The following is a 26,718-nucleotide window of genomic DNA, read 5'->3' as shown; positions in this document are numbered from 1 at the left end:
CGGTTTCGGCCCCCCCGCCGGCCTCAGCCGGCCCCCCGCCGGCCTCAGCCGGCCCCCCTCCGGTTTCGGCCGTCCCCCCACCGGCCTCAGCCGCCCGCCCGCCGGTCTCCGGCGCCTCCCGCCTGCTCCCACTCCACCGCGAACGCGCGGGCCGGATGCGTCGTGAAGATGTTCCGTACCAGCTCGGCGCCCAGGGCGAGTTCGAGCCGCGGCCGCAGGCGGCGCAGCAGATGGGGCATGCCGGGCCCGCCGCTGACCGACCGGGCCGCCGCCGTCGTCGTGTCGCCGCCGAGGAGCAGCCGGTCCCCGTACCCGGCGTCGGCGAGCGTGGCCAGCGCGTCGGGCAGCCGCCAGTCCGTGGCGTGGTGGGCGCGTGACGGCCCGTCGAACGCCAGATAGGCCCCGGCAGCGGCGGCCGACCGGTGGGCCACCGGGTCGGGGGCGCGGTTGAGATGGCCCAGGACGACCCGCCGCGGCGGTACCGCCAGCCTCCCGCACAGCAGGTCGAGGACGTCCTCGGCCCCGGTGCCCAGTTCCAGGTGCACGCCGATGGGGGCGCCGGTGGCGTGGTGGGCCTCGGCCGCGGCGGCCATGGTGTACCGGGCGTGCGCGTCCAGGCCGTGGAAGCCGCCGGCGACTTTGATCAGGCCGGCTCTCGGGCGCGCGTCGGTGCCGTCGGCCGTATCCGTACGGCCGTCACCGCGGCTCCCGGACCAGCTCCCGATCCCCGTCGTCAACTCCGCCACGAACAGCGCCGCCAGGTCCACGGAGCCCCCGCCGGAGCCGGTCGCACCGCCCTTCGCCCCCACCCGCTCCAGCACCTCGGGCGCGTAGTGCGCCGCCTGGTGCAGCCCCGTCGCCGCGACGATCCGCACCCCTGAATCCTCGGCGAGCCGCCGCAGTTCACCGGCGCGCCGCCCCATTCCGTACGGCGTCCACTGGATCACCGTGCCGCCGCCCGCCTCCCGGAAGGCCCGCAGCTCGGCCGCCGCCGCGCCGGTGTCGTCGAGTTCCTGGCCGGGGAGCCGCGGGCTGCGCAGGAACAGGTGGTCGTGGGCGTCGCAGAGGCCCAGCGAAGCGGGGGAGACGTCTCCCGACACCGTACGGACGGCGGGTTGCCGACGCGCGTTCACCACCGCGCCCCGGTCGGCAGCTGCCCGGCCCCCGGCGCGGACAGGTGCAGCACCTCGAAGCGCTCCCCGTCCGATGCGGGCGCGGTGCCTTCCCAGAGGGCGAAGTGCACCAGTTCCCAGTGCCGTGGGTCGAGCGCGAGGGCGGTGGTGTGCACCCCGTCGGTACGGGCCAGCCGCCGTTGACCCGCCACCGCTTCCGCCACGGCGGTGGCCGGATCCGTCACCTCGGCGAGCGGCTGGATGCGGCGGACGAAGGAGCCCGGCACCGCTCCGGCGGACGGTCCCCGTTCGTGGTGGACGCCCGTCCAGTGCCGCACCTCGGGGCGGCCGAAGTCGCGGATCACGCCGCGGAAGCCGTCGCCGAGCAGGAAACGGTTCATCGCCAGGGGATCGGCCCAGAGGTAGAACGGCGCGTATTGATTGACGGGCGAACCGTCGACACCGCGTTCTCGGATGCCGTACGCCTTGATCCCGAGCCCTGCGCAGGTGTCGAGGAGATGCCCCCGGGTCCGTACCCGGTCGCGGATGGTCCCCATGTCGTAGTCGGCGGGGAGGGTGACGGTGTACTGCATGGCGTGCACGGGTGCTCCGAGTGGGTGGGCGAAAGGGTGGGGTGCGGGCTCACGCGGCCCGCTCGGCGTCATTGCGGGTGCGGATGCGGGTGCGGATGAGGGGCGGGTGGCCGCGGTGACGGGACGTCAGGCGGCGGGAGCCGGGCCGGTGGTGCGGGCCGCGAGCAGGGACAGTACGCCGCGTACCGCGGTGTCGAAGGGGGCGGGGGACCCGGCGGCGCGGGCCAGTACGTAGCCGCCCTGCACGGTGGCGACGACGGCGGCCGCGGTCTCTTCCGGGTCCAGCTCCGCGTCGAACTCGCCGCGCTCGCACCCCTCGCGGAGGATTCCGGCGATCCGGCCGCGCAGCCAGTCGAGCGTCTCGAAGACGGGCTGCCGCAGCGCCGGATCGGCGATGACGTCCGGGTCCATGGTCAGCCGGCCCACCGGGCAGCCGCGCAGCACGTCGCGCTCGCGCAGCAGGTAGGCCCGCACCCGGTCGCAGGCGCCGCCGTCCCCGGAGAGGGCGGTGTCGGCGGTGTCCCGCATGACCTCGGCGGTACGGCGGATGGCGGCGAGCGCGAGGTCGGACTTGCCCGTGAAGTGGTGGTACATGCTGCCTTGCCCGACGCCGGCGCGCTGCAGGATCGCCTTCGGGCTGGTGCCGGTGAAGCCGCGCTCCCAGAGGAGCTCCCTGGTGCTCTCGACGAGCCGTTCGGAGGTGGTCATGCAGTGACTGTACATACCAGTAGTTACAGAAATCGACCCGGGTGTTCGGAACGGATGGACGGACCCGCCCGGAGCGCCTGATTCCGTATCACGTACTTCCCTCGCCGTACGCACGGTGTCGTCAGCCGTACGACGACCGGCGGCCCCCGGCGGGCCAGGCTCGGAAGGGTGAACCACGCAGTCGCGCCGAGACGGTGCCCGACGACAAGGAGCTGATCTTTCATGTACGAGCTTGCGCACCCGTGGACCGGCGGCGGCCCCGGCCCTTGGTTCCTGCTCTTCCCGCTGTTCTGGGCGGCCGTGGCGTTCGGGGTGGTCACCCTGCTGCGGCGTACCGTGCGGCGCGGTCGTCGGAAGCCGTTCGGCGGCCCTGGGGGCGCCGGTCCCGCCCCGGCAGGCCGTGCCGAACCGTCGCCCATCGACGTGCTCGCCCGGCGCTTCGCGACCGGGGAGATCGACGAGGACGAGTACTGGCGCCGGCTCTCCGTCCTGGACGAGCGGTTCGGTACCGGTCCGAAGGGCGGGGCGGCGTGAGCGGGCGGGCCCCGTCGGCGCTCGACGCCGCGTGCCGTGGGCACTCAAAGCGCTTGTAGCACTCAAAGCGCCCTACGCCGCGCGCCGTGAACGTTCATGCCGCGCGCCCGCCCCGGCCCTTCAAGCGACTCCGGCGCCCCGCACCCGCGGACGGGTGTCCACCGCAGCGCGCAGGGGCGGTTCGGCCGGAGCGAGCGCCGGTTCGCGTGCCGCTGTGGCGCGCGCGCACGACGAGCGCCCCACCGACGTACGGCGTACCGCTTCCTCCGGTGCGAGCGAGAGCGCGGGGAGCGTGAACCAGACGACCTTGCCGCCACCGTCCGGGCGCACTCCCCAGCTCTCGCTCAGAGCGTCGATCAGCGACAGTCCGCGGCCCTCGGTGTCGAGGGTTCCGGCCGTCCGCACCCGGGGCAGCCGGGGGTCCAGGTCGCGTACCGAGACCGTCAGTTGGTCCAGGAGGACGAGCAGTTCGACGGTGCATTGTTTGCTGGGCACGGCGTGCTGGTGCACATTGGCCAGCAGTTCGGTCACGCCGAGCGCCGCCGGGTCTATCAAGGCGTCGAGACGCCAGTACCGGAGCTGTGCCGATACGATTCTGCGCACCTGGCCGATCCGGGCCGGAAGGGCCTGGAGCTCCACCGTGCAGTGTCTGCTGGGCTGCCTGATCACGACCGCGACTCCCTGATGAGGTCGGGCGCCCTCGTACGACGGGGGCGAAGATCGGATCCAGCGATGCCGCACTTCCACCACAGTGTCACCGCTGGTGAACCCTCAGTGATACGAGTCCAGGGTCGTCCCACCAGTGCGCTCCCGCAACCGCACCGTCCCCCGAGAGACCCTGTCAAGCGCGAGCGGAGCGTGCCGCGCGTACGGCGTCCAGGAAGCGGTCCGGGGTGCCCAGCGTCAGCGAGTAACGGTGTCCGTTGAGGGTCGCCAGTGCCCGGTCGCGGGCCGCGAACAGGGGTTTGTGCGCCTGTACGGCCTGCACCGGCGCGCTGTCTATCTCGGTGCCGTAACTCGTCAGCAGGGCCAGCCTGCCGTCCTTGATCACGACCTGGCCCGCCCGGGTGAGCGACCGGAGCAACCATTTCTCTATGCGCACCCCGGTCGCGTTGAACTCGGGCTCCGCCATGGCGATCACCTCCTCAGCACGTCGGGCGTGCGCTCTCCACCCGCCCCCTTGGTGCGCAGTCTGCCTGCGTCGTGCCGTGTGCACCAGTACCCCTTGGCCAAAGCTCGCCCACGGTCCGGTCCCAGGTGGTGCTTGGAGTTGCTCAAAGGGTTGTTTATGCAGGTGAGAAGCGTGTGGCAGGTGGTTATAGTCGGAACCGGCCCGGCGTTCCGCGCGGGCTCCGTACGACGTCGGGGAGCGCGCCATGAGCACCGCACAGTCATCACACAGCCCCGCCGACCGGGTGCCCGGGAGCGGCTGTCCGATGCCGACCGTGGACGTGGACCGCAGCGATCCGGACTACCGGAGCTGGCTCAAGGAGGCCGTCCGCAAGGTGCAGGCGGACGCCAACCGGACGGCCGACACCCATTTGCTGCGCTTTCCGCTGCCGGAGGAGTGGGGCATCGACCTGTACCTGAAGGACGAGTCGACCCACCCGACCGGCAGCCTCAAGCACCGGCTGGCCCGTTCGCTGTTCCTCTACGGGCTGTGCAACGGCTGGATCCGGCCCGGCAAGCCCGTCATCGAGTCCTCCAGCGGCTCCACCGCGGTCTCGGAGGCGTACTTCGCGAGTCTGATCGGTGTGCCCTTCATCGCGGTGATGCCCGCCACCACCAGCCGGGAGAAGACCCGGCTGATCGAGTTCCACGGCGGTACCTGCCACCTCGTGGACGACCCGCGGACCGTCTACGCGGTCTCCGCCCGGCTCGCCGCCGAGTCCGGCGGCCACTACATGGACCAGTTCACCTACGCCGAACGGGCGACGGACTGGCGGGGCAACAACAACATCGCCGAGTCGATCTACCAGCAGCTGCGCCTGGAGCGGTACCCGGAGCCCGCCTGGATCGTCGCCACGGCCGGTACCGGCGGCACCTCGGCGACCATCGCCCGCTACGTGCACTACATGCAGTACGACACCCGCATCTGCGTGCCCGACCCGGAGAACTCCTGTTTCTTCGACGGCTGGCGCACCGGCGACGCGAAGACGGACTGCGCCACCGCCTCACGCATCGAGGGCATCGGGCGGCCGCGCATGGAGCCCAGCTTCGTGCCCGGCGCCGTCGACCGGATGATGAAGGTCCCGGACGCGGCGAGCGTGGCGGCCGTACGGGCCCTGGAGCGGGCCATCGGCCGCAAGGCGGGCGGCTCGACGGGTACCGGTCTGTGGAGCGCGCTGAAGATCGTCGCGGAGCTGGTCGCCGCGGGGCGCACCGGCTCGGTCGTCACCCTGCTCTGCGACCCGGGCGACCGCTACCTGGACAAGTACTACTCGGACAGCTGGCTGGAGGAGCAGGGCCTGGACATCGCGCCGTACGCGGCGACGATCGACAGCTTCCTGGCGACCGGGAGCTGGCCGGGCTGAGCCACCCGGCACGCCGGGCCGGCCGCCGGTCCTCCAAGGGCCGACGCCCGGCCTTCGGAGGTCCGCCCCGGCGCCGGGCTTCAGAGATCCGTGCCGTCGCCCGGTTCGCCCGCGACGACCAGTTCCGGCGGCAGTTCCGCGATCTCCGTACGGGCCTGCGCCGACAGGCCGCGGTCGGTCACCAGGACGTCCACGTCCTCCAGGGAGGCGAAGGAACTGAGCCCCACCGTGCCCCATTTGGTGTGGTCCGCCACCACCACGACGCGGCGGGCGGAGCGGACGAAGTGGCGGTTGGTCTCCGCCTCGGCCAGGTTGGGCGTGGACAGGCCGGCCTCCACCGATATGCCGTGCACCCCGAGGAAGAGCACGTCGAAGTGGAGGGAGCGGATCGCGGCGTCCGCCACCGGGCCCACCAGGGTGTCCGAGGGAGTGCGTACCCCGCCGGTCAGCACCACGGTCGCCCCGCCCGCCCGGGGCGTCTGGCTGCCGCCGGCCGCCGCCCGCTGTGCGGTGTAGAACACGTCGGCGACCCGTACCGAGTTGGTGACGACCGTCAGGTCCGGCACCTCCAGCAACTGCTGGGCCAGCGCGAACGCGGTGGTGCCGCCCGCCAGGGCGATGGCGCCGCCGGGCGCGGCCATCCGGGCCGCCGCCTTGGCGATGTCCTCCTTGGCGCTCAGTTCCAGCCCCGACTTGGCCTCGAAGCCCGGCTCGTGGCTGCTCGGCTCGCTGACCGGGACCGCGCCGCCGTGCACCTTCTCCACCATGCCCTGCCGGGCGAGGGCGTCCAGGTCGCGCCGGACCGTCATGTCCGAGACGTTGAGCCTGCGGGTCAGCTCGTTCACGCGGACGCCGCCGCGCCGTCTGACCTCGTCGAGGATCAGAGCGCGCCGCTGCTCCGCGAGCAGGTTCTGATTGTCGCTCACCCCGGCCTGTCCCTTCCGCCCGGCTGCCGTTGCGTTCACATCCTCGCACGCGGCAGCGGGCGCATCCGCCCCGCCGGGGTGGGGTGTGCGCCCGCGGAACCGGGAAGAAGGCAGGCGCGAGGCGGGCGCCCGGAGACGCGGGTGCTCATTGAGCATGACATGACAGTGGAAGGCGCCGCCGGGTACCGTGCGGCGCCGACCGGCACGTACGGCATCGGGGGAAAGACCAGTGGACAGCGGAAGCAGCACGCACCGAACGGCACCGGACCACCCGGACGCCGCACCGGACGAGCCGGACACCGCCCCGGACGGGGACGGCCCGGACACCGTCCCGGACGGGCACACGCCGGGCACCGCCCCGCCCGGCGAGCGGCAACTGGCCCTGGAACTGCTCGTGCACGGCGTCGGCGGCACGACTCCGGAGCGGATGCTCGGCGACCCGCGCACCGTCCTGATCACCGGCGACGACACCGCCGCCGTGTACCGCAGGACCGTCGACGCCGACGCCGAACAGCGCCCCGACGACTACCGCGCCGAACCGATCCGCGAGGCGTACTGCTGGTGCAACCTCACCTCCGGCAACGGAGCCCGCGCCCTGTGGCTGATCCTGCTGCCCTTCATGGTCGCCAACCTCGCCCACTGGATGCGCCCCGCCGCCCCCTCGCACCACAGGGGCCACCAGGTGTACGACATCCTCGTCCGCCTCCTCGCCCTCAGCCTCACCGTCCTGCTGGTCGCCGCCGCCTGCGAAGTGGCCCTGGACCTGACCGCCTGGCAGTGCGCGGGCAGCGCCGCCTGCGCGGCCGGCAAGTCCTGGATGGGCTTCATGAGCCCCGAGCAGGGCGGCACCTGGAGCGGGCCCGGCCGCCGCGTCGTGATCGCCGCCCTGATGCCGCTGCTGCTCGTCGGCTTCCTGTGGTGGCTCTCCCGCCGTACGTGGAGCGCGTACGAGTCCGCCTCGCCGCCGCCGCGCCGCCCCGGCACCTCCCGTGACGTCCCGCCCGACCAGCGTCCCGCGCTGACCCGCCGCGGCTTCTGGTACGGCCGCCGGGTGGTGGCCCGGCTGCGCGCCGCGCACACCGCGGCCGGACTGCTGACCATCGCCGTCGCCCTGCTCGTGACCGGGCTGGACTTCGACCGGCGTACGGGGCACGGCGGGGCGCTGTCCGCGCTCGGCCGGGTGCTGCTCGCACTGGTCCTGCTGCTCGTGGCGCTCACCGTCCGGGTCGTCTGCCGCACCGCGCGCTGCGAGGCCGAACCGGACGAGCACCACGACCGCTTCGTCGTCAAGGTGCTGCCGTTCGCCGCGCTCGTCGCCCTCGTCCTGACCGCCGTCCACACGGCCTGGTCCCGGCCCGGCTGGGTCAGCGACGACCGGTTGCCCGGCAGCGGCGCCTTCGGCGGCATCGCCGTCCTCCAAGGCCTGCTGGTCCTCGGCCTCCTCGTCACCGCGGGCTTCCTGCAGAACGCCGCACGGCGCCACGGGCACGGCGACGGGCGCGCCGCGCTGAAAGGGTTCCACGGCGCGGCCGTCGCCCTGCTGGGCTGCGCGCTGGGCGGCGTCCTCACCGGGGGAGCTGCGCAGCGGCTGGCGGACTGGATGGACGGCGGCGCGACCCCCGGGCGGCCGGGCGACCCGATCGCCGGTCCGGCCGTCGTACTGTCCTGGCAGGCGTCGGTGCTGCCGGTGCTCCTGGTGGTCGTCGCGATCTTCGCCGTCCTGGCCGGCGTCCAGGTGCTGCTGGTGCGCCGCAAGGTGGAACCGGACATCCCGGGGCTGTACGACAAGCAGGAGCGGCCCGACGAGCAGCGGGTGCGCCGGATCGCGGGGACCATCGCGCGGGCCGGACTCACGGACTCCGCCCCGGTCCTGGTCGGCGCGGTCTGCCTGGTCACGCTGGTGCTGGGCGCGGGCGCCGTGGCCGGCGCCTGGCTCACCGACCGGGCGCCGGGACGCGCCACGGAGCAGGCGCCGCTGCTGGTGCACACGGCCGCGGCGACGGCGGAGGCGCTCGGCTCCTGGCTGATGGGCGCCGGTGTCCTGCTGCTCGCCGTCATGGGCTGGCGGGCCTACCGCGACCGCTCCACCCGCCGTACCGTCGGCATTCTGTGGGACGTCGGCACGTTCTGGCCGCGCGCGGCGCACCCCTTCGCGCCGCCCTGCTACGCCGAGCGCGCCGTCCCCGACCTGACGTGGCGGATGGCCACCTGGACCGAGAACAACGACGGCCGCCTGGTCATCTCCGGTCACTCCCAGGGCAGTGTGCTGGCGGCGGCAGCCGTCTGGCAGCTGGACCTGGTCACCCGCAGCCGGGTCGCGCTGCTGACGTACGGCTCGCCGCTGGAGCGCCTGTACGGGCGGTGGTTCCCCGCCTGCTTCGGGCCGGAGGCGCTGACCGGGCTGCACCGGGAGATGGACGACTGGCGCAACCTGTGGCGGCTGACCGACCCCATCGGCGGTCCCGTGCGGCTCACCTGCGAGGACGGTCCGGACATCGACCTCGGGCCGCTGCGCGATCCGCTGGCCTTCGGGCGGACCCTCCAGCATCCGCTGCCCGCACAGATCCTGGGGCACGGTGACTACCAGTCCGACCCGGTGTTCGAGGAGACCCGCGCCGTACTGATCGCCCGGCTCGGGGCGGGCGTACCGCGTCAGCGCGGTACCAACGGGACGGGCGGCGGCTGCTGACTGGCCGTCAGGGCAGGTCGGGGAGGTCCTCCGCGTACAGCAGCGTGAGGTCGTCGGTGTCCGGGTCGGCCAGCAGGGCGACCCGGCCCGCGTGCCGCTCGACCATCGACTCGAACGTCTGCCGGGCGGTCCGACCGTTGCCGAACGAAGGGCCCTTGGGGAGCGCGGTGAAGTACTTCAGCAGCGCCTCGCCCGCCCCCTCGGCCAGCCGGTACTCATGCTCCTCACCCTGCTGCTCGACGATCCGCAGCAGATCCTCCGGCGCGTAGTCGCCGAAGGTGATGGTCCGTGAGAAGCGGGACGCCACACCCGGGTTGACGGCGAGGAAGCGCTCCATCTCGGCCGTGTACCCGGCCACGATCACCACCACCGCCTCCCGGTGGTCCTCCATCAGCTTCACCAGCGTGTCGATCGCCTCGCGCCCGAAGTCCCGCCCGGAGTCCTCCGGCGAGAGCGCGTACGCCTCGTCGATGAACAGCACCCCGCCGCGCGCCCGGTCGAACGCCTCCTGCGTACGGATCGCCGTGGAACCGATGTGCTCGCCGACCAGGTCCACCCGGGACACCTCCACCAGGTGCCCGCGCTCCAGGACGTCCAGCGCGGCCAGGATCTCGCCGTAGAGCCGCGCGACCGTGGTCTTGCCGGTGCCGGGGGAGCCGGTGAAGACCAGGTGGCGGCGGACGGAGGCGGCCTTGAGACCGGCCTCCTGCCGCCGGCGCCCCACCTCGATCATGTTGATCAGGCTGCGCACCTCGCGCTTGACGCTCTCCAGGCCGACCAGCTTGTCCAGTTCGCCGAGCACCTCCTCGGAGGGCCGGTTCTCCGCGGCGGTCCCGGCGGGGTCCGGCGCGGGCGGCGGCAGGACGGTCTGCGCCGGTACGGCGCCGAGCAGCCCGGCCGTCTGCGTCACCGGCACGCCGGCCGGCGCCCGTACCGCCGGCGCCGCCACCGCCGGTTCCCCGGCCGCCCGGCTCTCGTCGCTGGTGCAGTCCCGTACGGACGGCCCGCCCGCGTACCCCTCGCCCTGCGCGGCGGAGCTGTCCGCGAACTCGTACCCGCCGCGCGCGCACCGCTCGGTGCGGCAGTGCGCCAGCGTCGTACGGCAGCCGTCGATGATGTGGAACCCGTACCCGGAACTTCCGGTCACCCGGCAGCCGTTGAACGTACCGCGGCCCTCCGCCGAGACGTAGAAACCCGCCTCGGCCGGGGAGCTGACCACACAGCGCTCGACGGTGGGATCGGCGCCCTTGGTCACGATCACGCCGGTCTGCGCCGCGTCGATGGTGCAGTTGGCGAGTGTGCCGCCGCTGCCGTGGTCGCGGAACCACGCGCCGGTCGCCGCCTCCCGGATGCGGCAGTCGTCGAGCTGTACGGTCGCGCCGTCGCTCACCGACACCGCCGTGTTGCGCACCTGGGACAGGTCGGAGTCCACCACGTCCGCGCGCGAGCCCCGGTCCAGGACGAACAGCGCGTCCGGCACGTCGTGCACCCGCGTCGAGTCCAGGACGGCGGTGGCACCGTCGCTGACCCACACCGCCGGGTAGTCACCCGTACTGTCGTGGATCTCGCACTGGTTGGCGTCCACCCGGGTGCCCGGGTCCCACACGGACAGCCCGTTGCGGCCGAAGCGCCGCACCGTGCTGCGGGTCAGCGTCAGCACCGACCGGGACCGCAGGTCCACGGCGTTCTCCGGGATGTCGTGGATGTCGCAGTCGGCGAGCGTGAGCACCGCGTCGGTGTCCAGGGTGATGCCGTCGGCCGAGGTCCGGTGCACCGAGCAGTCGGTGAGCTGACCGCTCGCCCGCGAGGCGATCTGCACGCCCGCGCCCTTGATCTCGTACAGCTCGCAGCCGAACGCCTCCACGCCGCTGCCCTCGCCGTCGACCGACAGGCCCGCGCCGGAGGCGTTCCGCACCCGGCAGTTCTCCAGCCGCGGGTGCGCGCCGCCGCGCACCGCGATCCCGGACTGTCCGGCGGTCACCACCTCGCACTCCTCGAAGATCCCGCCGGCACCGTCCAGCACACTGATGCCCACACCGCCCGGGTTGTCGACCGTGCAGCGGCGTACGGTCGGACGCGCCCCGCCGCGTACCTCGATGCCGGACGCCGAACGCGTCACCACCCGCAGCCCGTCCAGCTCCGGCGCGCCGTCCTCCACCAGGATCGCGGGCGCCGTCGAGTCCTGCCCCTCCACCTGGAGGTCCTGGACCGTCGCCGAGGCCCGTACGGTCAGCGCGACACCGTCGGCGGGCGCGATCCGCACCGACCCGCGCGCGCCTTCGGGACCGCGCAGCGTCACCGCGCGCAGCAGCACGAGGTTCTCGCGGTACGTACCGGCACCCACGGTCAGTACGTCGCCGTCCCCGGCGGCTTCCAGGGCCGCGGCCAGCGAGCTGTATTCGCCCGTGCGGCGCCGCCACCGCGATGTGCCCGTGTGCGTCACCTGGACCGAGCCCTGTGCCATGGCGCTGTCGTGCCCCCACCTCGTGCGGCTGTTACCGGCCCGGCAGTTGTACGTCCGCGTATGTCCGCGTACGTGTGCCCGGGACCCCCAGCCGGGAGGCTGGCCGCTCCACCGTAGCGCGCCCGGCGGGCGCCGGATGACATGGTCAGCCTGTATGTGCGGGAGTTCGTCCAGGACGCCGGAGACCCCACCGTACGGGCATCCGGAAGCCTTTTCCGGGACCGGGCCGCGGCCTCTTCCGCAGCCCGCGCCCCCTGGTCAGCTGCCCGCTCCGGCCCGTCCCCAGTCCTGGCCCACGCGCTCCCACTCCCGTTCCCAGCGCCGGTATCGGCGGTTCAGCATCCGGCGTGTCACCAGCTCCCGGCCGCCCGCGGCCACGGCTCCCGTGACGGCCGCCGCGCCGAGCCCCGCGAGTACCGCGTGGGCCCGCGCCGTGCTCGGGTCCAGCGGCCGCGCCACCACCCGGCCCCGCGCGTCGGTCCAGATCAGGAACCGCTCGCCCGCCCGTACGGGCCCCGGGGCGGCGACCGGGCCGCTGTGCTCGCTGCCGTCCGGCGCGGTCCAGCGGGCCGCCACCCGACGGTGCGTCTCCCGGCCCGCGGCGGCCTCGGGGTCGGTGGCCGCGGAAGGGCGCGGAGCGGCCCGGTCCGCCGTCGCCCAGATCTGGTGCCGCTGCTGTGCCTGGGTCCGTACGGAGCGTTGCAGCGCGTCGTGGGCGGCACTGCCCGCCGCGAGGCCCGCGAAGCCGCCGCCCAGCACGAGCACCAGGAAGGCGGTCAGCGCCACCCACGCCTCCAGGAGGTCGGTCGTCCGGCGCAGCGGGTTGCGCCGCCAGCGCCACAGTCCCGCGATGACTCGTACCACGTCGTGCCCCCTCTCCGTGTCCGCAGGTACCTCGTCCGGCGCGCGTCATGCACGGACGGGGCGGACGGAGAGCGAAATCACCGGCGGTGTGCCGCGGGGCAGCGCGGACGGGGCGCCGAAGCGCGTACGGCGCGGAGCCCGCACGGCCCTCCCTCACCTGCGGGGCGCGCGCCGTATCGCCGCGTGCCGGGCCTTCAGCCGTACCCGGCGGCGGCCGACACTGTATCCCTGCGTGAGGGAGGCCCCGCGATGGATCACCGACAGGTCGGCCGGCTCATGAACACCGAGGTCGTCAGGGCCCGGCACACCACGTCGTTCAGGGAAGTGGTCAATCTGCTGAGCCGGCACCGCAAGACGGGGCTGCCCGTCGTCGACGGTGACGGCAAGGTCGTGGGCGTCATCTCCGAGACGGACCTGATGTACCGCCAGGCTGCCCAGGACATGCTGCAGAACCGCTGGTACCACCGGCGCCGGCTGACCGGCAGCGCCCGCGCGGCCCGGGCCAGGAAACGCAGCCTGCGGGCGGGCGAGCTGATGACCTCGCCACCGGTGACGATCGGCCCCCACCAGACCGTCACCGAGGCCGCCCGGCTGATGGTGACCGGGAAGCTGGACCGGCTGCCGGTCGTCGACGCGGAGGGCCGGCTGTGCGGACTGGTGACCCGCAGCGACCTGCTGAAGGTCTTCCTGCGCCCGGACGAGGAGATCCGCGAGGAGCTGATCACCGAGGTGCTGGTGCGCACCCTCGGCCTCAAGCCCGGCGCGCTCGGCGTGGCCGTGCGGGCGGGTGTGGTCACGCTGTCGGGGCGGCTGGGACGCAGCAGCGAGGTGCCGATGGCGCTGCGGCTGGCGGGGCGTATCGACGGGGTGGTCGCGGTGGTGGACCAGTTGGAGTACGAGCACGACGACGCCGCCGAACAGCACGGTGAGCAGATCGTGCGCGACCGGGCGCAGGAGTGGCTGCGGGCTCCGGAGGAAGGGACGCGCTGAGGCGGCGGGGGACGGGTGGGGCTGGTAGTACGGGCGGGACCGGCAGGGCCTGCCCGCCGCTCCGCGCGCGTCACCGCACCCGTACCGCCAGCGTGACCTCGGCCCCCCGCGCGCCGGACGCCTCCGAGTCGCCGGGGCGGACCGTGAACCGGTCCGCCACCAGGCGCGCGAGCCACAGCCCGCGCCCGTGGTGTGCCCCGTCTAGCCCCGGCAGCAGTTCGGGAATCACCGTTTCGCTGAAGCCGGGGCCCGAGTCGCTGATACGGCACTCCAGTTCGTCACCGATGCGCCGCAGCACCAGGCGGCCCGAGCCGCCCGCATGCTCCACGGCGTTGCCCGCGATCTCGTCCACGGCCAGCACGAACTCCCCGCGCCGCGGCTCCGCCAGGCCCTCGCGCAGGGCGCACTCCTCCACCAGCAGCCGCAACTGCGGCAGCAGCCGCGCGGTGAAGCGGCGCCGCAGCAGGCAGGTGGCGGTCCTCATGTCGACCGGCCCGTCCTCGGACGTGGCCGGGTCCGGGGTCAGCACGGCCGTATCACCTCCGTCATGGCCAGCCGGGGCACCGAGCCCGCGCCGAGCCGGTGCAGCGTGCGGGCGTGTACGCGGTCGCAGCGGACCTCGACCAGATCGTGACCGGTGGCCCGGCCGGCCAGTGTGATCAGTGCGGTGGCGCAGCCCACCGACAGCAGATGCAGCCTGGTCAGGTCGACGGTGAGCCGGCGGGCGCCGGCGCTGCCGGACAGCGCCAGCTCCAACGCGGTGCTGAAGGGCCGGCGGGCGGTGGTGTCCGCGTCGCCGATGAAGTGCACACTGCCGTCCCCGCCGCGCACCGACCGCAGGCTGCCGAGCCGTTCCAGGAGGCTGCGCGGATGGGCCCGGTCCATCGCGTGCAGCACCTCGCGGCTGAACCAGCGGCGGTCGTAGGCGCAGATCTCGCTGTACGGACGGCCGTCGAACAGCGCGTCCGCATGCGTCTCCCGGTGCATCATCACCCGCACGTCGGCATTCAAATCGGGCACCCACCGCATGTCGATGAAGGCCCGCAGGCCGGTGAAACCCTCGGCGGCCGCCCGCGCCGTCTCCGAGTGCAGCCGCCCGAGCTGCCGCTCGGGCGTGAACCGGAGGTCCGGGCGGATCAGCCCGCGCATGCTGCTCAGCACCAACTGCCCCCGTTCGCGGGCCGTCACGGTGCTGCGGCCGGTGAAGTCGAGCCGGGCCAGCACCTCGGCTTCCGGAAGCCACGGGTCCGGGAAGAGCACGACCTTCTCGCCCCGGGCGAGTCCGAGCCGTACGAAGGCGGTCATGACCTCCCAGCGCACCTCGTCGTCGTCGTAGCTCACAAAGGCGTGGTCCCCGGGACGCATGTGCTGCACCGGAATGAGATGGTCTCCGGGCGGTTCCCAGGTCGGCATCGGCACCTAGACACTCCCCACGGCTCCCGCTGTCGGCATCGCCGTGCGCTCACTGTAGGCAGCCGGACACGCGCCCGCAATGCGGCCGTGCGCTCCGCGGCCGGGGCGGGCGCCGCGGCCGACGGGGCGTCAGGCGCCCGCCGTACCGGGCACGGGGGCGGGAGGAGGAGCGGAGGTCAGGCTTCCGGGCGGCGGGAGAGCACCTCGAAGGGGTCGCCGACGCGGAGGGTGCCGGTGCCCTCCGGGATCAGGTTCTGGCCGAAGAGAAGCTGGTCACCGACGCGGCGGTGGCGGGCCAGGGTGCGCAGCGGCTCCTTGCCGCGCTGCCCGGTCCGCTGGTCGGTGGTGGTCATCACGCAGCGGCCGCACGGCTTCACCACGCGGAAGACGACCTCGCCGATACGTATCCGCTGCCACGCGTCCTCGTCCCAGGGCGCGGTGCCGTCCACCACGACGTTCGGGCGGAAGCGGTCCATCGGCAGGGGGCCCTCGTGGGCGTGGCCGCCCTCGTCTATGAGCGCGTTGAGGGCGCCGAGCGAGGAGGTGGTGGTGAGGAGCAGGGGGAAGCCGTCGGCGAAGCTGACGGTCTCACCCGGCCGTGAGTAGTCCGGGTCGGTGGGGCGCCGCCGGCCCGGCTCGTCCATGTGCACCAGTCGCACGGGTACGCCCAGGTAGCTGCTGAACCACTCGGCGGCGGCGCCGGACGCGGGCACCGCCTCGACCTTGTCCCCCCACACCTCGACCGTGACCGTCGTCCCGGGCTCCGGCACCCCGACGGTCAGCGGCGGCATGTCCGGCGCCGTCAGCCGTACGCCGCCGTCCGGGAGTTCCGCCGCGGCGGCCGCGGCGAGCCGGGGCCGGGCGCGCTGGGTGACGAACCGGTGCTCGTCGTCGACGAGCATCCAGCGACGGTCCCCGGCGAGCCCCCACGGTTCCACGACCGCCTCGCCGGGGCCTGACCCCGCCACGGACTTGACCGGATACCGGTGGATGGCCTGGAGGAAAGGGTTCGGCATGCCCTCATCCTGCCAGGCCCCCGCGGCGGCACCGGCACCGGTGCCGCCCGGTCGTGCAGGACCGGTTCTCCGCCCGCGTACGGCCCGTCGGTCAGTACCCGCGCGGATACTGCTGACGGCCGCCGTACGGATCGTCGTACGGAGACGGCGCGGGGCGCGGGGCGACCGGACCGGCCGGGCGCATCGCGTCGTAGCCCGTGCCGCCGTTGCCGGCGGGGCGCTGGGGCTGTTGCTGCTGGGCGGGGTAGCCGCGGGGGCCCGCCTGCTGCGGGATGTACGGCGCCGGGGTGCTCTGCAGCGGGGCGACCGGCTGGGCCGCGGCACCCTGATGACCCTGGCCGGAATACGGCTGGGAGGGCGCGGCGGGCAGCGCGGGCAGCGCCGACGGCAGGGCCGGCATGTACGACGAGCCCGAGTCATAGGGCAACTCGACCCGGATCGGGGCAATCTGCGGGGTGCCGCGCTCGGCGACGAGGGAGTCGTAGATCGGGGTGTCCGGGAAGGACGGCGAAGCGTAGTAGCCGCCGCCGTAGGTAGAGCGGGGGGAGGTCATACCTCTTAAGTTAAGCCCACGATGTGCCGGTTGGGGAGCCTGAAAAGAGGGTTGTTTCACGTGTCGTGTGAAGCCCGCGATCCACAATGTGAGCGAACTTGGCAAAATCGGTCGCGAACGCCCGTAGGGATCGTGTAAAGGCGGTGTCCACATCAGATGAACGGCGGACATTTTTCGGCAAGTAGGTTGGAACCTGCCACCGTGCAGGAAGGGGCACCGCACCGGAGCCCGGGCGAGCGAAGCGAGAGAGAGGCGCCACGATGCCGATGCCCAAGGGGAGCAACGTCGCGGTACCGGCCACGTCGGTACGGCTGGAACTGGGGTGGCGCACCGGCCCCGGCACCCCGGACGTGGACGCGTCCGCGCTGCTGCTGACCGCCGCGGGAAAGGTCCGCGACGACGCCGACTTCGTCTTCTACAACCAGCCCGCGCACGCCTCGGGCGCCGTCCGCCACGAGGGCAAGCGGCCCGCCGGGGACGCCGCGACCGACAGCCTGTCCGTCGATCTGGCCCGGCTGGAGCCCGCCGTGGACAAGGTGGTGCTCGCCGCCTCGGCCGACGGGGGCACCTTCGGCCAGGTGGCCGGACTGCACATCCGGGTGCTCGACGCGGGCAGCGGCGCCGAACTGGCCCGCTTCGACAGTCAGGACGCCACCGCCGAGACCGCCTTCGTCCTCGGGGAGCTCTACCGGCGGCAGGGCGCCTGGAAGTTCCGGGCGGTCGGACAGGGGTACGCCACCGGGCTGGCCGGGCTGGCCACGGACTTCGGCATCAGCGTGGAGGAGGAGCCCCCGGCCCCGGCCGCCGCCCCGGCCCCATCCGCCGCCCCGGCCCCCGCCGCACCTCCGGCACCCCCCACCGCTCCGCCCGCCCAGCCGTACGGCGCGCCGCCGGTGCCTGCCCCCGCCCCGCCCGTGAGCCTGTCGAAGGTCACCCTCACGAAGGAGGCGCCCGCCGTCTCCTTGACGAAGCAGGGCGGCACCTCGGGCGCGATGCGGGTCAACCTGAACTGGCAGCAGGCCGGCAAACCCGCCTCCCGCCTGGGCAAGAAGCTGGGCCGCAGGACCATGGAAGCGCTGGGCGCCCGCGGCGCTCTGCTGCCGCGGTCCGGCGACCTGGACCTCGACCTGTGCGCGCTGTACGAACTCACCGACGGCAGCGCGGGCGTGGTCCATCCCATCGGCGGCAACTTCGGCACCCTGCACGCCCCGCCGTACATCCAGCTCGACCATGACGACCGCACCGGCGCCGCCGCGTCCGGCGAGAACCTGACGATCAACCTCGACCACCAGGACCGCATCAAGCGCATCCTCGTCTTCGTCACCGTCTACGCGGGCGCCGGCAGCTTCGCCGGACTGCACGCCACGGTCACCCTCCAGCCCCAGTACGGCGCCCCCGTGGACTTCTCGCTCGACGAATGCACCGTCCCGTCGAACGTCTGCGCCCTCGCCCTCATCACCAACACCGGCAGCGAGCTGGTCGTCCAGCGCGAAGCCCGCTACCTGGTGCCCGCGCCGGGCGTCAGCCCGCAGCGCACCGTCGACGAGGCGTACGGCTGGGGCCTGAACTGGTCCCCGGCCAGCAAGTGAGCGCGTCTCAGGACGCGCCCGGCGCCCCGTACGTCCGGCCCTTCCAGGCGGCCCCGCGCCCCCGGTAGTGCTGGACGGCGGAGTCGACCGTCATCAGGAGGTAGAGCAGAGCGGTGCACGGCAGCAGCGGCGCGAGCCGGAGAGGCTGCCGGTAGTAGCGCAGCATCGGCAGGTACGTCCCGGTCATCACGGCCCACGCGGCACCGCCCAGCGCCGCGGCCGTCGCGCTCCCGGCCGCGAGACCGGCGGCCAGCGTGGCGGGCGGCGCCAGGTAGACGAGCGCGAGCCCGGCCACCGTCCCCACCAGCAGCAGAGGATTGTGCCGTAGCTGTGCGTAGGCGCTGCGCGAGACCATCCGCCACAGCGTGCCCAGCCCCGCGTACGGGCGCACGCTCTCCACCCGGTCGCCCAGCCCCAGCCAGATCCGGCCACCGGCCCGCCGCACGGCCCCGGCCAGCGTCACATCGTCGATCACCGCGTGCCGGATGCTGTCGGGCAGCCCGGCCCGCTCGGCCACCGCACGCCGCAGCAGCACACAGCCGCCGGCCGCCGCGGCGGTACGCGCACCCGGCCGGTTGACCCACCGGAAGGGATACAGCTGCGCGAAGAAGTACACGAAGGCCGGGACGATCAGCCGCTCCCAGGGCGAGACCACCCGCAGCCGCGCCATCTGAGACACCAGGTCCAGCTCCGCCGAGCGCGCCGCGGCCACCAGCTCGCGCAGGCTGTCCGGGGAGTGCGCGATGTCCGCGTCCGTCAGCAGCACGTACTCCGCGTCGCCGCGCTCCCGGACCAGCGCCATGCCGTGCCGTACCGCCCACAGCTTGCCCGTCCAGCCCGGCTCCGGCTCGCCGGGCGCGGTGACGGTCAGCGGCAGCCCGCCCCGCCCGGCGGCCAGCTCCCGGGCCAGCTCGCCCGTCCCGTCCGTACTGCCGTCGTCGACGAGGACCACCTCGGCCCGCCCCGGATACTTCTGCGCCAGCAGGGACGGCAGGCTCACCGGCAGCACCGCGGCCTCGTCCCGGGCCGGGACCACGACGGCGACCGGCGGCCACCGCTCCGGATCGGCCCGCGCGGGCAGCCGTACGTCCGTACGCCAGAAGAAGCCCTGCCCCAGCGCCAGCCACACCCAGGCCGCCAGCGACCCGGCACCGATCCACTCCGTCGCTCCCACGCCCGCAGTCTGCCGCACCGGCACCCGCCGTGGCCGGAACCCGGCGGGCCGCCTCAGGGGCGAGGCGGACCGGCGTCACCGGTATGACAAGTACCGGGCGGCCCGGCGTAAAGTGTCCGGGTGAAGATCGCGCTCATGGACTCCGGTACCGGCCTGCTCGCGGCGGCCGCCGCGGTACGGCGGCTGCGGCCCGACGCCGACCTGGTCATCTCCTCCGACCCGGACGGTATGCCGTGGGGACCGCGCCCGCCGCACGACATCGCGGCGCACGCGCTCGCCGTCGCGCGTGCCGCGGCCGCGCACCGCCCGGACGCCCTGATCGTCGCCTGCAACACCGCCTCCGTGCACGCCCTGCCCGCCCTGCGGGCCGAGCTGGAGCCCGGACTGCCGGTCATCGGCACCGTCCCGGCCATCAAGCCCGCCGCCGCCACCGGCGGCCCGGTCGCCATCTGGGCCACCCCGGCCACCACCGGCAGCCCGTACCAGCGCGACCTGATCGAGCAGTTCGCCTCCGGCGTCGAGGTCACCGGCGTGCCCTGCCCCGGGCTCGCCGACGCCGTCGAGACCGCCGACGAGGCCGCGATCGACGCCGCCGTCACGGCCGCCGCCGCGCGCACACCGCGTGACGTACGGACCGTCGTCCTCGGCTGCACCCACTACGAACTGGTCGCCGAGCGCATCCGCGCCGCCCTCCAGCAGCCCGGCGCCCCCGCGCTCGTCCTGCTCGGCTCCGCCGAGGCGGTCGCCGCCCAGGCACTGCGCCGCATCGGCGCGGACCCGGCCCCCTCGGCCGCCCCCACCGGCACCGTCACCGTCCTTCTCAGCGGCCGCCCCGGACGCCTTCCCGAGGCCGCTCTCGCCTATGACGAGGGACGACTCCTGTCCGGCGCGGCGCAGGCCGGGGAACCCGCCCGCCACTGAAAGCCTGCCTTTGAACCCCGGTCGCTGCGCAGGCGGGGGGCTCAAAGACAGGCCCTGAGGCCCCGCGAGGCGCGCGACACGCTGCCAGGGCGGGCAAAGGCGCGTACGCTGCGACACATGAGGGACCACCCCCACGAGGGGGCAGCAGCCCCCGGCGAGCACGGCGGCCCGGTCGGCGACGACGGAGGTGCCTCCGGCAGCCACCGAGACCCCGCGGACGTCCCCGAGGAGTGGCACGGACGCGCCACCAACCGGGTGCAGTGGCTCCTGGCCGGCATCGGCGCGGCCTGTCTGGCCCTGGGCATCGAGCTGGCCGTCGACAGCGCCTGGACGACCGCTCTGGCGCCGCTGCTGATGTCGGTGGTCGGCTGTGTCCTGGCCGGACTGCTGGTGCTCTTCGGGACCCTCGCCTTCGTCCATGTGGCCGTACGGGTCGACAAGGAGTGCCTGGAGGTGCGGTGCGGCCACATGGGGCTGCCCCGCCGCCGGATCCCCCTCGACCACGTCGTCGGCGCCGACTTCGCGCCCCGCGTCACCCCGCGCCACTGGGGCGGCTGGGGCTACCGCTGGCGCCCCGAGCAGGGCACGGCCGTGGTCGTACGGCGCGGCGAGGCGGTGGTGCTCCGGCTCGGCGACGGCCGCAGCTTCACGATCACGGTGGACGACGCGGAGAACGCGGTGCGCTGCATCCGTGGCAGATGCGGGATCGACAAGGGCCGCGGCACCGGCGCCTGAGGCCCGCCCCGGTGGCCGTACGAGCGTTCCCGATCGTGTGGGTGACGCATCCGTCGTCCGGTGCTCGTTAGGGTGCGCAGTATGGCGACACCCGACTTCATCCGTGACCTCCGGGCCGGTATCGGCCACCAGCTCCTGTGGCTCCCCGGCGTGAGCGCCGTGGTCTACGACGACCGCGGCCGTCTCCTGCTCGGCCGCAGAGCGGACAACGGGATGTGGTCGATCATCGGCGGCATCCCGGAGCCGGGGGAGCAGCCGGCCGAGACGGCGGTGCGCGAGGTGTTCGAGGAGACCGCGGTGCACGTGGTCCCCGAACGGGTGATCCTCGTGGAGGCGCTCCAGCGGGTCCGCTACCCGAACGGCGACATGTGCCAGTTCATGGACATCTCGTTGCGCTGCCGCGCCGTCGGCGGCGCGGCAGCCGTCAACGACGACGAGTCGCTGGAGGTGGGCTGGTTCGCGCTGGACGCCCTGCCGCAACTGGAGGAGTTCTCGGTCGCGCGGATCAAGATGGCCATGGACGACGGGCCCGCCTGGTTCGCGGGCATCGGGCAGGGGCGGTAGTCCGGAGCGGGGCGGCTCGGGCTCCGGTTCCGGTTCCGGCTCGGCCTTCGGCGGGAGCGGCCGGAGGGCCCGGCGGCCGCCTCAGACGTGCATCCGGGGGAGACGGATCGAGGTCTGCGACTCCTCACCCCCGCCGGGCCCCTCGGGCCCTCCGGGCAGCTCGGACTGGCCCGGATCGCCCGGTGACTCCCCGGGGACGTCCGGCGACGAGGAGCGGCCCGCCTCCTCGGTGTGCATCTGCTGCCGTCCGCCGTCCTTGCGGCAACTGCTCAGCCAGGTGCCGGTGGGCCCGTTCTCGTACTGGCACTCCCAGCCCCGTACCGTCAGCGACGGCTGGGCAGCGTCCGCCTTGCGGAAGAACTCCGCCATCACGCTCCGGGCCTCGGCACAGTCCGCGGTCGGTCCGGCGCCGGGCCCGGAGAAGAGCTGCGCGGTCAGGCCCTCGCCCATGGCGTCGGGCAGCGCGCCGCAGTCCAGCGGCTGGCCGGGCACGCCGGAGGCGGAGCCGCCCGGCTCCGACGGACGCACGCTGCCGCCGCCGTCCGGGCCGCCCTTCAGGCTCTTCGTCGGACTCGCGCCCGGGCCCGAGCCGGAAGCGGCGGGGGAGGCCGCGGTGTCGTCCGGTCCGCTGCCACCGCACGCGGCGACGGCGAGGGCCAGCAGGGCGGTCGGTACGGCGATGAGCCGGCGCATGTCGAACTCCTTCGGCCGCGGGAGGCGCAGGCGGGAAGCTCCGCCGTACGGACGCTAGGAGCCTGCCGCGCGGGCTGCGATCCGGAACAGGCGAACGGGTGAACGCCGGACCCCGCCCGCCCGTCCGCCGTCGCGCTCACCCGAGGCGTTCGATGTGCATCCGGGCGGTGGTGCCCGCGTAGAAGGACGTGGTGCCGACGGACCAGTAGGCGGACGTGCCGGGAATGTGCGTCAGGTCCGTCATGAGGGCCGTCTCGGGCATCTCGGGGCCGCGCTCGCTCACCCAGGAGGTGCCGTCCCACCGCAGGTAGTGGGAGCGTTTCTGGTCCCAGAAGTCCCAGCCGGTGATCCGGTCGGGGCGGCCCTGCCGGTCCCCGCTGACGGAGCTGAGCAGGCCGACGCCGTACGGCGCCTCCACCGGCGTCCATCGTGCGCCGTCCCAGCGCTCGAAGACGACGCCGGGCGGTTTCCCTGGCGGGCCGCCGATGCCGTAGCCGTACCCGGTCAGCCAGATGTCGTCGTGGGCCACCGGGAGCAGCCCGGAGACGGTCGCGCGGATGCCGGTGGTGCGGGGAATCACGGTCCAGGCGCCGTCCCAGCGCGCGATGACGTCGCCGTACACCCAGACCTCGCCGCCAGGTGTCACATGGACGCGCCCCGGAGTGGGAGCCGCCGCGTCCGGCAGCGGAGCGCACCAGCGCCACTGGCGGCCGTCCCAGTGCAGCAGCCCCGCGCGCCCGTCGTGCCGGCCGCTGGCCCATGCCCGGCCGTCGGCGGCAGCCGCGACGTCGGTGACCGTGGTGCCGGTCCCGCCCTGGCCCGGGTACGGCGTCTTCTGCCAGGTCGTGCCGTCCCAGGCCAGCAGCAGACCGCCGGCGCCGACCGCCCAGGCGGTACGGGAGTCGGCGCACGTGACCGCGGTCAGGGGGCCGGGCGAAGCGAGCTGCCCCAGATCCGTACGCGACCAGGCGGCGCCGTCCCAGCGGAGCGCGACCGCCGTCCCGTCGCTGACGTTGCCCATGCCCTCCACGCCGACGGCCCAGGCGAGACCGGGCCCGTCGGCGGCCACGCCGTACAGCCGGGCGCCCGGCCGCGCGTCGGGCACCGGGACGGCGGACCAGCCGGAGGCGGGGGCTGTGGCGGGGGAGGCCGCCGCGGTGGCCGTGGGGGCCGCGGCGCCGGCCAGGCCGAGGCCCGCGGCGGTGCCCGCCAGGCCGCTGACGAAGCTGCGTCTTCGCATGGGAGCGTCCTTGGAGTCGAAGCGGTCCGGGACTGCGGGGGACACCTTGGCCCCGGCGGTCGGAGAGGTCAATGGAGGCGGCGTGGGCAACCGCCCGGGAGGACCGGTGATGGCCGCTTCCCTCGTACGGACGGCCTGGAAGGGCCCCGCGCTACCGGTAGCCGCCTCCGGATGCGGCCGGTGCCCGGCTGCGGCAGCGTGGTGCTGTCCCACCCACCGGACCGAGGAGCAGGGCATGGGCGACGACAAGAGCGCCATGAACAAGGCCAAGGGCAAGGCCAAGGAGATGATGGGCAACGCCACCGGCAACGACCGGATGAAGGGCGAGGGCCGCGCCGACCAGGCCAAGGGCAAGGCCAAGGACGCGATGGACGAGGCCAAGGGCCAGGCCGAGGGCGTGCGGGACTCCCTCAAGAACAAGGGCGACCGCAGCACCTGACCAGGGGGGCGGCCCATCGGGCCCCGCCCGGCACCCCGCCGTCCGTACACCGGTACGGGTGGCGGGGTGACCCGCGCGCCGGGGCGCTCGTTGTGCACGGCATGATCAAGAAGATTGCCGCCGCGGCCCTGCTGGCGGGCTCGGTCACCGCCACCGCCCAGACCACCGCGCAGGCCGTGGAAGTCCCCCAGGCCCTCGGCGCGACAGCCGTCCTGACGACACAACTGATCTCGCAGCTCCCGCACATCCACGACGTGCAGCCACCGCCCGCGTTCACGGCCCAGCAGGGCAACGGCCGATAGGCGCCTGCTCCGCGGCCGGATCCCGCGGTCGTTCCGGCCCGGCGCGTCAGGGCTTGCGCGCCACGGCGGCGTAGGAGGCGGCCACCGCGTCCGTGACCCGCGTCGCCTCGCCCGGGTCGTCCGGGCGCCAGTGGTGCGCCAGCGTGATGCCGGGCTCCAGCAGTTCCCAGCCGTCGAAGAAACGGGCGAAACCGGCTTCCGTACGGAAGGTCACGGACGTGCCCGCCGCCGCGTAGATGTCCGAGATCCGGGCCATCGCCTCCGGGGCGAAGTCGGCGGTGGCGTGGGTCATGGCCAGCGTGCTGCCGCTGGGCAGGGCCGCCTTGAGGTGCTCGACGACCCGGTGCGCACGGTCCTGCCCGTCGTCCGGCACGAAGTGCATCAGAGCGATCAGGCTCAGCGCGACCGGGCGGCCGAGGTCGAGGGTCTGCCGTACCTGCGGCGCCGTGACGATGCCGGCCGGGTCGGTCACGTCCGCCTGGAGATAGGCGGTGCGCCCCTGCGGTGTGCTGCGCAGCAGGGCGGCGGCGTGTGCCAGCACGATCGGGTCGTCGTCCGTGTAGACCACCCGGGCGTCCGGCGCGACGCCCTGGGCGATCTCGTGCAGGTTGGGCGAGGTGGGGATGCCGGTGCCGATGTCCAGGAACTGGCGCAGCCCCGCCCGTGCCAGGGCACGGGTCGTACGGTGCATGAACTCACGGTTGATCCGCGCGGCGACCGCCGCCGACGGGAAGACCGAGAGCACGCTCGCGGCGGCCGTGCGGTCGGCGAGGAAGTTGGTCCTGCCGCCGAGGAAGTAGTCGTAGATGCGCGCCGAGTGGGCGCGGTCGAGTTGCAGGTCCACCACCGGTTCGCCGTGCTGCTCGCTCATCAGAGGACCGCCTCCCTGTACGGCTGCCGTGCCGACGCCGGAGCACTACCCCGCTGCCACCGACTTGCACCGGCGCGTGCGGGAGGCCGGGCGCCCCGCTTCGAATCATCACATCATCGCTTCCGGGGAGATTTCTTCCGGGTGGTGCCACAACCGGGCCGGTTTTCCGGTTCATTGGAAGGGAGGGCCGCCGCCCTCCCGCTGATGCCGGGGCCGGCCGGCCTCCCGGACCGCGGCGAACGGAACGAGGACCGCACGTGAGCACGTACCGGGACAGTCCCCTGCCGCCGTGCGCCCCCGCACCCGGACCCGGCGCCGGGCACCACGGCCGGCGGGAGCGGCCGTGACCCGCGACCGGCCGGGGTGCCCGGCCGGCGACCCGCTGCGACAGGCAGGCCGGCGGCTGGCCATCGCCTTCGAGGCGTTCCACGAGACGCACTACCGCAAATGGCTGGCCTACGCCTATCTGCACACCGGCAGCGAGGACGCCGCCCTGGAGGTGACCGGCTCCGCCTACCAGCGTCTACGGCTGTGCTGGCCGTACGCGCTCAAGCAGTCCTCGGTGGACTCCTACGCCTGGGCCGTCCTCAAGGAGTCCGTGGTCGACTGGCTCAGCCGGCACCGGCGCGCCACGGCCCTGACCCAGAGCGCCGCCTTCGCCGTCGTCACCCGCGCCCTGCTGCGCGAGTGCCAGCAGCAGTTCGCGCTGTTGGAGAGCCAGTTGGGGCTGTACGAGGCGATCGCGCGGCTGCCCGAGCGGCAGTGCGACGTGATCGTGCTGCGCCATGTCATCGGGTACTCCGACACCCAGATCGCCGCCCTGCTCGGCGTCGACGAGGCCACCGTCCGCTCCCACGCGAGCCGGGGCAAACGCCGGATCGCCGCCGCGCTGGGCATCGAAGCGGGCCCCACGAAGGGTAAGTGACCCATGCCGCACACCCACCGGGCCGAGCGGGACACCATCGAGTCCCTGCTGGCAGCAGCCGCCGAGGTCCTCGCCGAGTGCTACGGCGCCTACGACACCGTGGCGGCCCGTGACCGGCTCACCGGCGACACCTACGAGGACACCGGGGCCGCGTACCCGGCCGGGCCCCGCCCGGACGCCCCGGTGCCCACCGCCTACCCCAGCGCCCACGACGAGGCCACCCACGAACTCGACCTGGCCTGTGCTCTGGTGGTGAACGCCGCGGCGGCCGCGGACAGCCTGGCCCGGCTGGTCGACGACCACCGGATGGATCCCGAAGGCGCCCTCGTCTTCGCCTGTCTGCTGCACATCACCGGACGCGCGGAGGCCGCCGACTTCTGGTGGCGGTTCGGCGCCGGCGGCGGCAGCCGGACGGCCGCCTACTGCCTGTATCTGTCCCACCGCCGGTACGGCGAGTTCCGCGACGCGGCCTACTGGCGGACGCAGGCCGCCCACGACCCGGACGAGGAGCTGCCGGCGCCGGTCGCCTTCGACGCCGGGCTGCTGCTGCCGGACGCGGCCCGGCACGCCCTGCTCGTCCAGTGGCACAGCGGTTTCGCGCCCACCCTGCCCGCGGCCCTGGAGGGCGTCATCGACCGCCTCGACGTCGCGGGCGACGACGAGGACTTCGGCGAGATCCCCTGTCCGTCGCCGACGCTCGTGGACGACCTGCGGCAGTGACCGGCGACCGGAATGGACCGGCCGGGCGGACGCCGCATGGACGCGGCGGGCCGTGGCCGTCACCATCGGTACCAGCGGCATCACACGTACCGGAACCGGCAGCACGCCCGCCGCCGGAGGGCGGCACCCCGCAGCGCACCGAGCGAGCC

28 protein-coding genes are annotated in these 26,718 nt (G+C 74.0%); 12 read left to right on the top strand and 16 right to left on the bottom strand.

All coding sequences use genetic code 11. The features are described from left to right. Positions 1–86: 86 nt before the first annotated feature. The 3 genes from ACZ4QV_RS39240 to ACZ4QV_RS39230 form a co-directional block, all read right to left on the bottom strand. Positions 87–1,136, bottom strand: a complete 1,050-nt coding sequence (locus ACZ4QV_RS39240) for a phosphotriesterase family protein (RefSeq protein ID WP_361585768.1) — start codon at positions 1,134–1,136, stop codon at positions 87–89. Further along, on the bottom strand, positions 1,130–1,714 hold the full coding sequence (locus ACZ4QV_RS39235; RefSeq protein WP_361585771.1) for a DUF4865 family protein: 585 nt from the start codon (positions 1,712–1,714) through the stop codon (positions 1,130–1,132). Before ACZ4QV_RS39235 ends, ACZ4QV_RS39240 begins: the two co-directional genes overlap by 7 nt. A 117-nt stretch (positions 1,715–1,831) precedes the next feature. Continuing rightward, positions 1,832–2,413: a TetR/AcrR family transcriptional regulator gene (locus ACZ4QV_RS39230; protein ID WP_361155039.1), complete on the bottom strand. Its 582-nt coding sequence runs from the start codon at positions 2,411–2,413 to the stop codon at positions 1,832–1,834. 222 nt (positions 2,414–2,635) lie between these two features. Here ACZ4QV_RS39230 and ACZ4QV_RS39225 point away from each other — a divergent pair, with 222 nt between their 5' ends. Continuing rightward, on the top strand, positions 2,636–2,947 hold the full coding sequence (locus tag ACZ4QV_RS39225; RefSeq protein WP_361585774.1) for an SHOCT domain-containing protein: 312 nt from the start codon (positions 2,636–2,638) through the stop codon (positions 2,945–2,947). Positions 2,948–3,067: 120 nt separating this feature from the next. Here ACZ4QV_RS39225 and ACZ4QV_RS39220 read toward each other — a convergent pair whose 3' ends face one another. Next, positions 3,068–3,616 (bottom strand): ATP-binding protein, encoded by a 549-nt coding sequence (locus ACZ4QV_RS39220; protein ID WP_361585777.1) that lies wholly within the window; start codon positions 3,614–3,616, stop codon positions 3,068–3,070. Between the two features lie 172 nt (positions 3,617–3,788). Next, positions 3,789–4,079 (bottom strand): hypothetical protein, encoded by a 291-nt coding sequence (locus ACZ4QV_RS39215; RefSeq protein WP_030023665.1) that lies wholly within the window; start codon positions 4,077–4,079, stop codon positions 3,789–3,791. A gap of 244 nt (positions 4,080–4,323) precedes the next feature. On the opposite strand from ACZ4QV_RS39215, the gene ACZ4QV_RS39210 reads away from it, so the two are divergent. Beyond that, positions 4,324–5,481, top strand: a complete 1,158-nt coding sequence (locus ACZ4QV_RS39210; protein ID WP_467764194.1) for a PLP-dependent cysteine synthase family protein — start codon at positions 4,324–4,326, stop codon at positions 5,479–5,481. Positions 5,482–5,561: 80 nt separating this feature from the next. Here the strand turns inward: ACZ4QV_RS39210 and ACZ4QV_RS39205 are convergent, their stop codons facing one another. Further along, a complete protein-coding gene (locus ACZ4QV_RS39205; protein WP_361155045.1) occupies positions 5,562–6,407 on the bottom strand; it encodes a DeoR/GlpR family DNA-binding transcription regulator in 846 nt (281 codons plus the stop codon). Between the two features lie 229 nt (positions 6,408–6,636). Here ACZ4QV_RS39205 and ACZ4QV_RS39200 point away from each other — a divergent pair, with 229 nt between their 5' ends. Further along, positions 6,637–9,096 (top strand): hypothetical protein, encoded by a 2,460-nt coding sequence (locus ACZ4QV_RS39200; RefSeq protein ID WP_467764193.1) that lies wholly within the window; start codon positions 6,637–6,639, stop codon positions 9,094–9,096. Positions 9,097–9,103: 7 nt separating this feature from the next. On the opposite strand, the gene ACZ4QV_RS39195 is transcribed toward ACZ4QV_RS39200, so the two are convergent. Then, entirely contained in the window at positions 9,104–11,560 is a 2,457-nt protein-coding gene (locus tag ACZ4QV_RS39195; protein ID WP_361585781.1) for a right-handed parallel beta-helix repeat-containing protein, read from the bottom strand. Between the two features lie 258 nt (positions 11,561–11,818). Beyond that, complete coding sequence (locus ACZ4QV_RS39190) at positions 11,819–12,424, bottom strand: Rv1733c family protein (RefSeq protein ID WP_361585784.1); 606 nt, start codon at positions 12,422–12,424, stop codon at positions 11,819–11,821. A gap of 249 nt (positions 12,425–12,673) precedes the next feature. On the opposite strand from ACZ4QV_RS39190, the gene ACZ4QV_RS39185 reads away from it, so the two are divergent. Continuing rightward, a complete protein-coding gene (locus ACZ4QV_RS39185; protein WP_361155050.1) occupies positions 12,674–13,414 on the top strand; it encodes a CBS domain-containing protein in 741 nt (246 codons plus the stop codon). Positions 13,415–13,484: 70 nt separating this feature from the next. On the opposite strand, the gene ACZ4QV_RS39180 is transcribed toward ACZ4QV_RS39185, so the two are convergent. The 4 genes from ACZ4QV_RS39180 to ACZ4QV_RS39165 form a co-directional block, all read right to left on the bottom strand. Next, a complete protein-coding gene (locus ACZ4QV_RS39180) occupies positions 13,485–13,943 on the bottom strand; it encodes an ATP-binding protein (RefSeq protein ID WP_467764192.1) in 459 nt (152 codons plus the stop codon). Then, positions 13,937–14,779 carry an MEDS domain-containing protein gene (locus ACZ4QV_RS39175; RefSeq protein WP_361155052.1) on the bottom strand — a complete coding sequence of 281 codons (843 nt, stop codon included), beginning with the start codon at positions 14,777–14,779 and terminating at the stop codon, positions 13,937–13,939. The genes ACZ4QV_RS39180 and ACZ4QV_RS39175 overlap by 7 nt, the downstream gene beginning before the upstream one ends. Before the next feature lie 224 nt (positions 14,780–15,003). Next, a complete protein-coding gene (locus tag ACZ4QV_RS39170) occupies positions 15,004–15,843 on the bottom strand; it encodes an MOSC domain-containing protein (protein WP_361155053.1) in 840 nt (279 codons plus the stop codon). Between the two features lie 91 nt (positions 15,844–15,934). Further along, entirely contained in the window at positions 15,935–16,396 is a 462-nt protein-coding gene (locus tag ACZ4QV_RS39165) for a DUF6643 family protein (RefSeq protein ID WP_361155054.1), read from the bottom strand. A 260-nt stretch (positions 16,397–16,656) separates the two neighbouring features. Here ACZ4QV_RS39165 and ACZ4QV_RS39160 point away from each other — a divergent pair, with 260 nt between their 5' ends. Further along, the gene (locus ACZ4QV_RS39160; RefSeq protein ID WP_361585791.1) at positions 16,657–17,985 is read left to right on the top strand and encodes a TerD family protein; all 1,329 of its coding nucleotides are present in this window, start codon (positions 16,657–16,659) and stop codon (positions 17,983–17,985) included. Positions 17,986–17,992: 7 nt separating this feature from the next. Here the strand turns inward: ACZ4QV_RS39160 and ACZ4QV_RS39155 are convergent, their stop codons facing one another. After that, positions 17,993–19,159, bottom strand: coding sequence for a glycosyltransferase (locus tag ACZ4QV_RS39155; RefSeq protein WP_361585794.1), 1,167 nt, complete (start codon positions 19,157–19,159; stop codon positions 17,993–17,995). Between the two features lie 120 nt (positions 19,160–19,279). Here ACZ4QV_RS39155 and ACZ4QV_RS39150 point away from each other — a divergent pair, with 120 nt between their 5' ends. The 3 genes from ACZ4QV_RS39150 to ACZ4QV_RS39140 all read left to right on the top strand — a co-directional run bounded on the left by ACZ4QV_RS39150 (position 19,280) and on the right by ACZ4QV_RS39140 (position 21,379). Beyond that, positions 19,280–20,080 carry a glutamate racemase gene (locus ACZ4QV_RS39150; protein ID WP_361585797.1) on the top strand — a complete coding sequence of 267 codons (801 nt, stop codon included), beginning with the start codon at positions 19,280–19,282 and terminating at the stop codon, positions 20,078–20,080. Between the two features lie 117 nt (positions 20,081–20,197). Beyond that, entirely contained in the window at positions 20,198–20,815 is a 618-nt protein-coding gene (locus ACZ4QV_RS39145; RefSeq protein WP_361155060.1) for a hypothetical protein, read from the top strand. An 81-nt stretch (positions 20,816–20,896) separates the two neighbouring features. Then, positions 20,897–21,379, top strand: a complete 483-nt coding sequence (locus tag ACZ4QV_RS39140) for an NUDIX hydrolase (protein ID WP_361155061.1) — start codon at positions 20,897–20,899, stop codon at positions 21,377–21,379. 81 nt (positions 21,380–21,460) lie between these two features. Here the strand turns inward: ACZ4QV_RS39140 and ACZ4QV_RS39135 are convergent, their stop codons facing one another. Beyond that, positions 21,461–22,072 (bottom strand): hypothetical protein, encoded by a 612-nt coding sequence (locus tag ACZ4QV_RS39135; protein WP_361155063.1) that lies wholly within the window; start codon positions 22,070–22,072, stop codon positions 21,461–21,463. A 136-nt stretch (positions 22,073–22,208) separates the two neighbouring features. After that, positions 22,209–23,312, bottom strand: a complete 1,104-nt coding sequence (locus ACZ4QV_RS39130) for a hypothetical protein (protein ID WP_361585802.1) — start codon at positions 23,310–23,312, stop codon at positions 22,209–22,211. Between the two features lie 235 nt (positions 23,313–23,547). Between ACZ4QV_RS39130 and ACZ4QV_RS39125 the strand changes: the two genes are divergently transcribed. Both ACZ4QV_RS39125 and ACZ4QV_RS39120 read left to right on the top strand, forming a co-directional pair. After that, positions 23,548–23,751, top strand: a complete 204-nt coding sequence (locus tag ACZ4QV_RS39125; RefSeq protein ID WP_361585805.1) for a CsbD family protein — start codon at positions 23,548–23,550, stop codon at positions 23,749–23,751. A 101-nt stretch (positions 23,752–23,852) separates the two neighbouring features. Then, positions 23,853–24,053, top strand: a complete 201-nt coding sequence (locus tag ACZ4QV_RS39120; RefSeq protein ID WP_361155066.1) for a hypothetical protein — start codon at positions 23,853–23,855, stop codon at positions 24,051–24,053. 46 nt (positions 24,054–24,099) lie between these two features. Here the strand turns inward: ACZ4QV_RS39120 and ACZ4QV_RS39115 are convergent, their stop codons facing one another. Continuing rightward, entirely contained in the window at positions 24,100–24,924 is an 825-nt protein-coding gene (locus tag ACZ4QV_RS39115; RefSeq protein WP_467764191.1) for an SAM-dependent methyltransferase, read from the bottom strand. A 343-nt stretch (positions 24,925–25,267) separates the two neighbouring features. Here ACZ4QV_RS39115 and ACZ4QV_RS39110 point away from each other — a divergent pair, with 343 nt between their 5' ends. Then, entirely contained in the window at positions 25,268–25,849 is a 582-nt protein-coding gene (locus ACZ4QV_RS39110; RefSeq protein WP_361155068.1) for an RNA polymerase sigma factor, read from the top strand. Positions 25,850–25,852: 3 nt separating this feature from the next. Next, positions 25,853–26,569, top strand: coding sequence for a hypothetical protein (locus tag ACZ4QV_RS39105; protein ID WP_361585810.1), 717 nt, complete (start codon positions 25,853–25,855; stop codon positions 26,567–26,569). Positions 26,570–26,718: the final 149 nt, after the last annotated feature.

Source organism: Streptomyces sp. NPDC026394, assembly GCF_055567735.1.
This window is presented reverse-complemented; position numbering and strand designations above follow the sequence as displayed.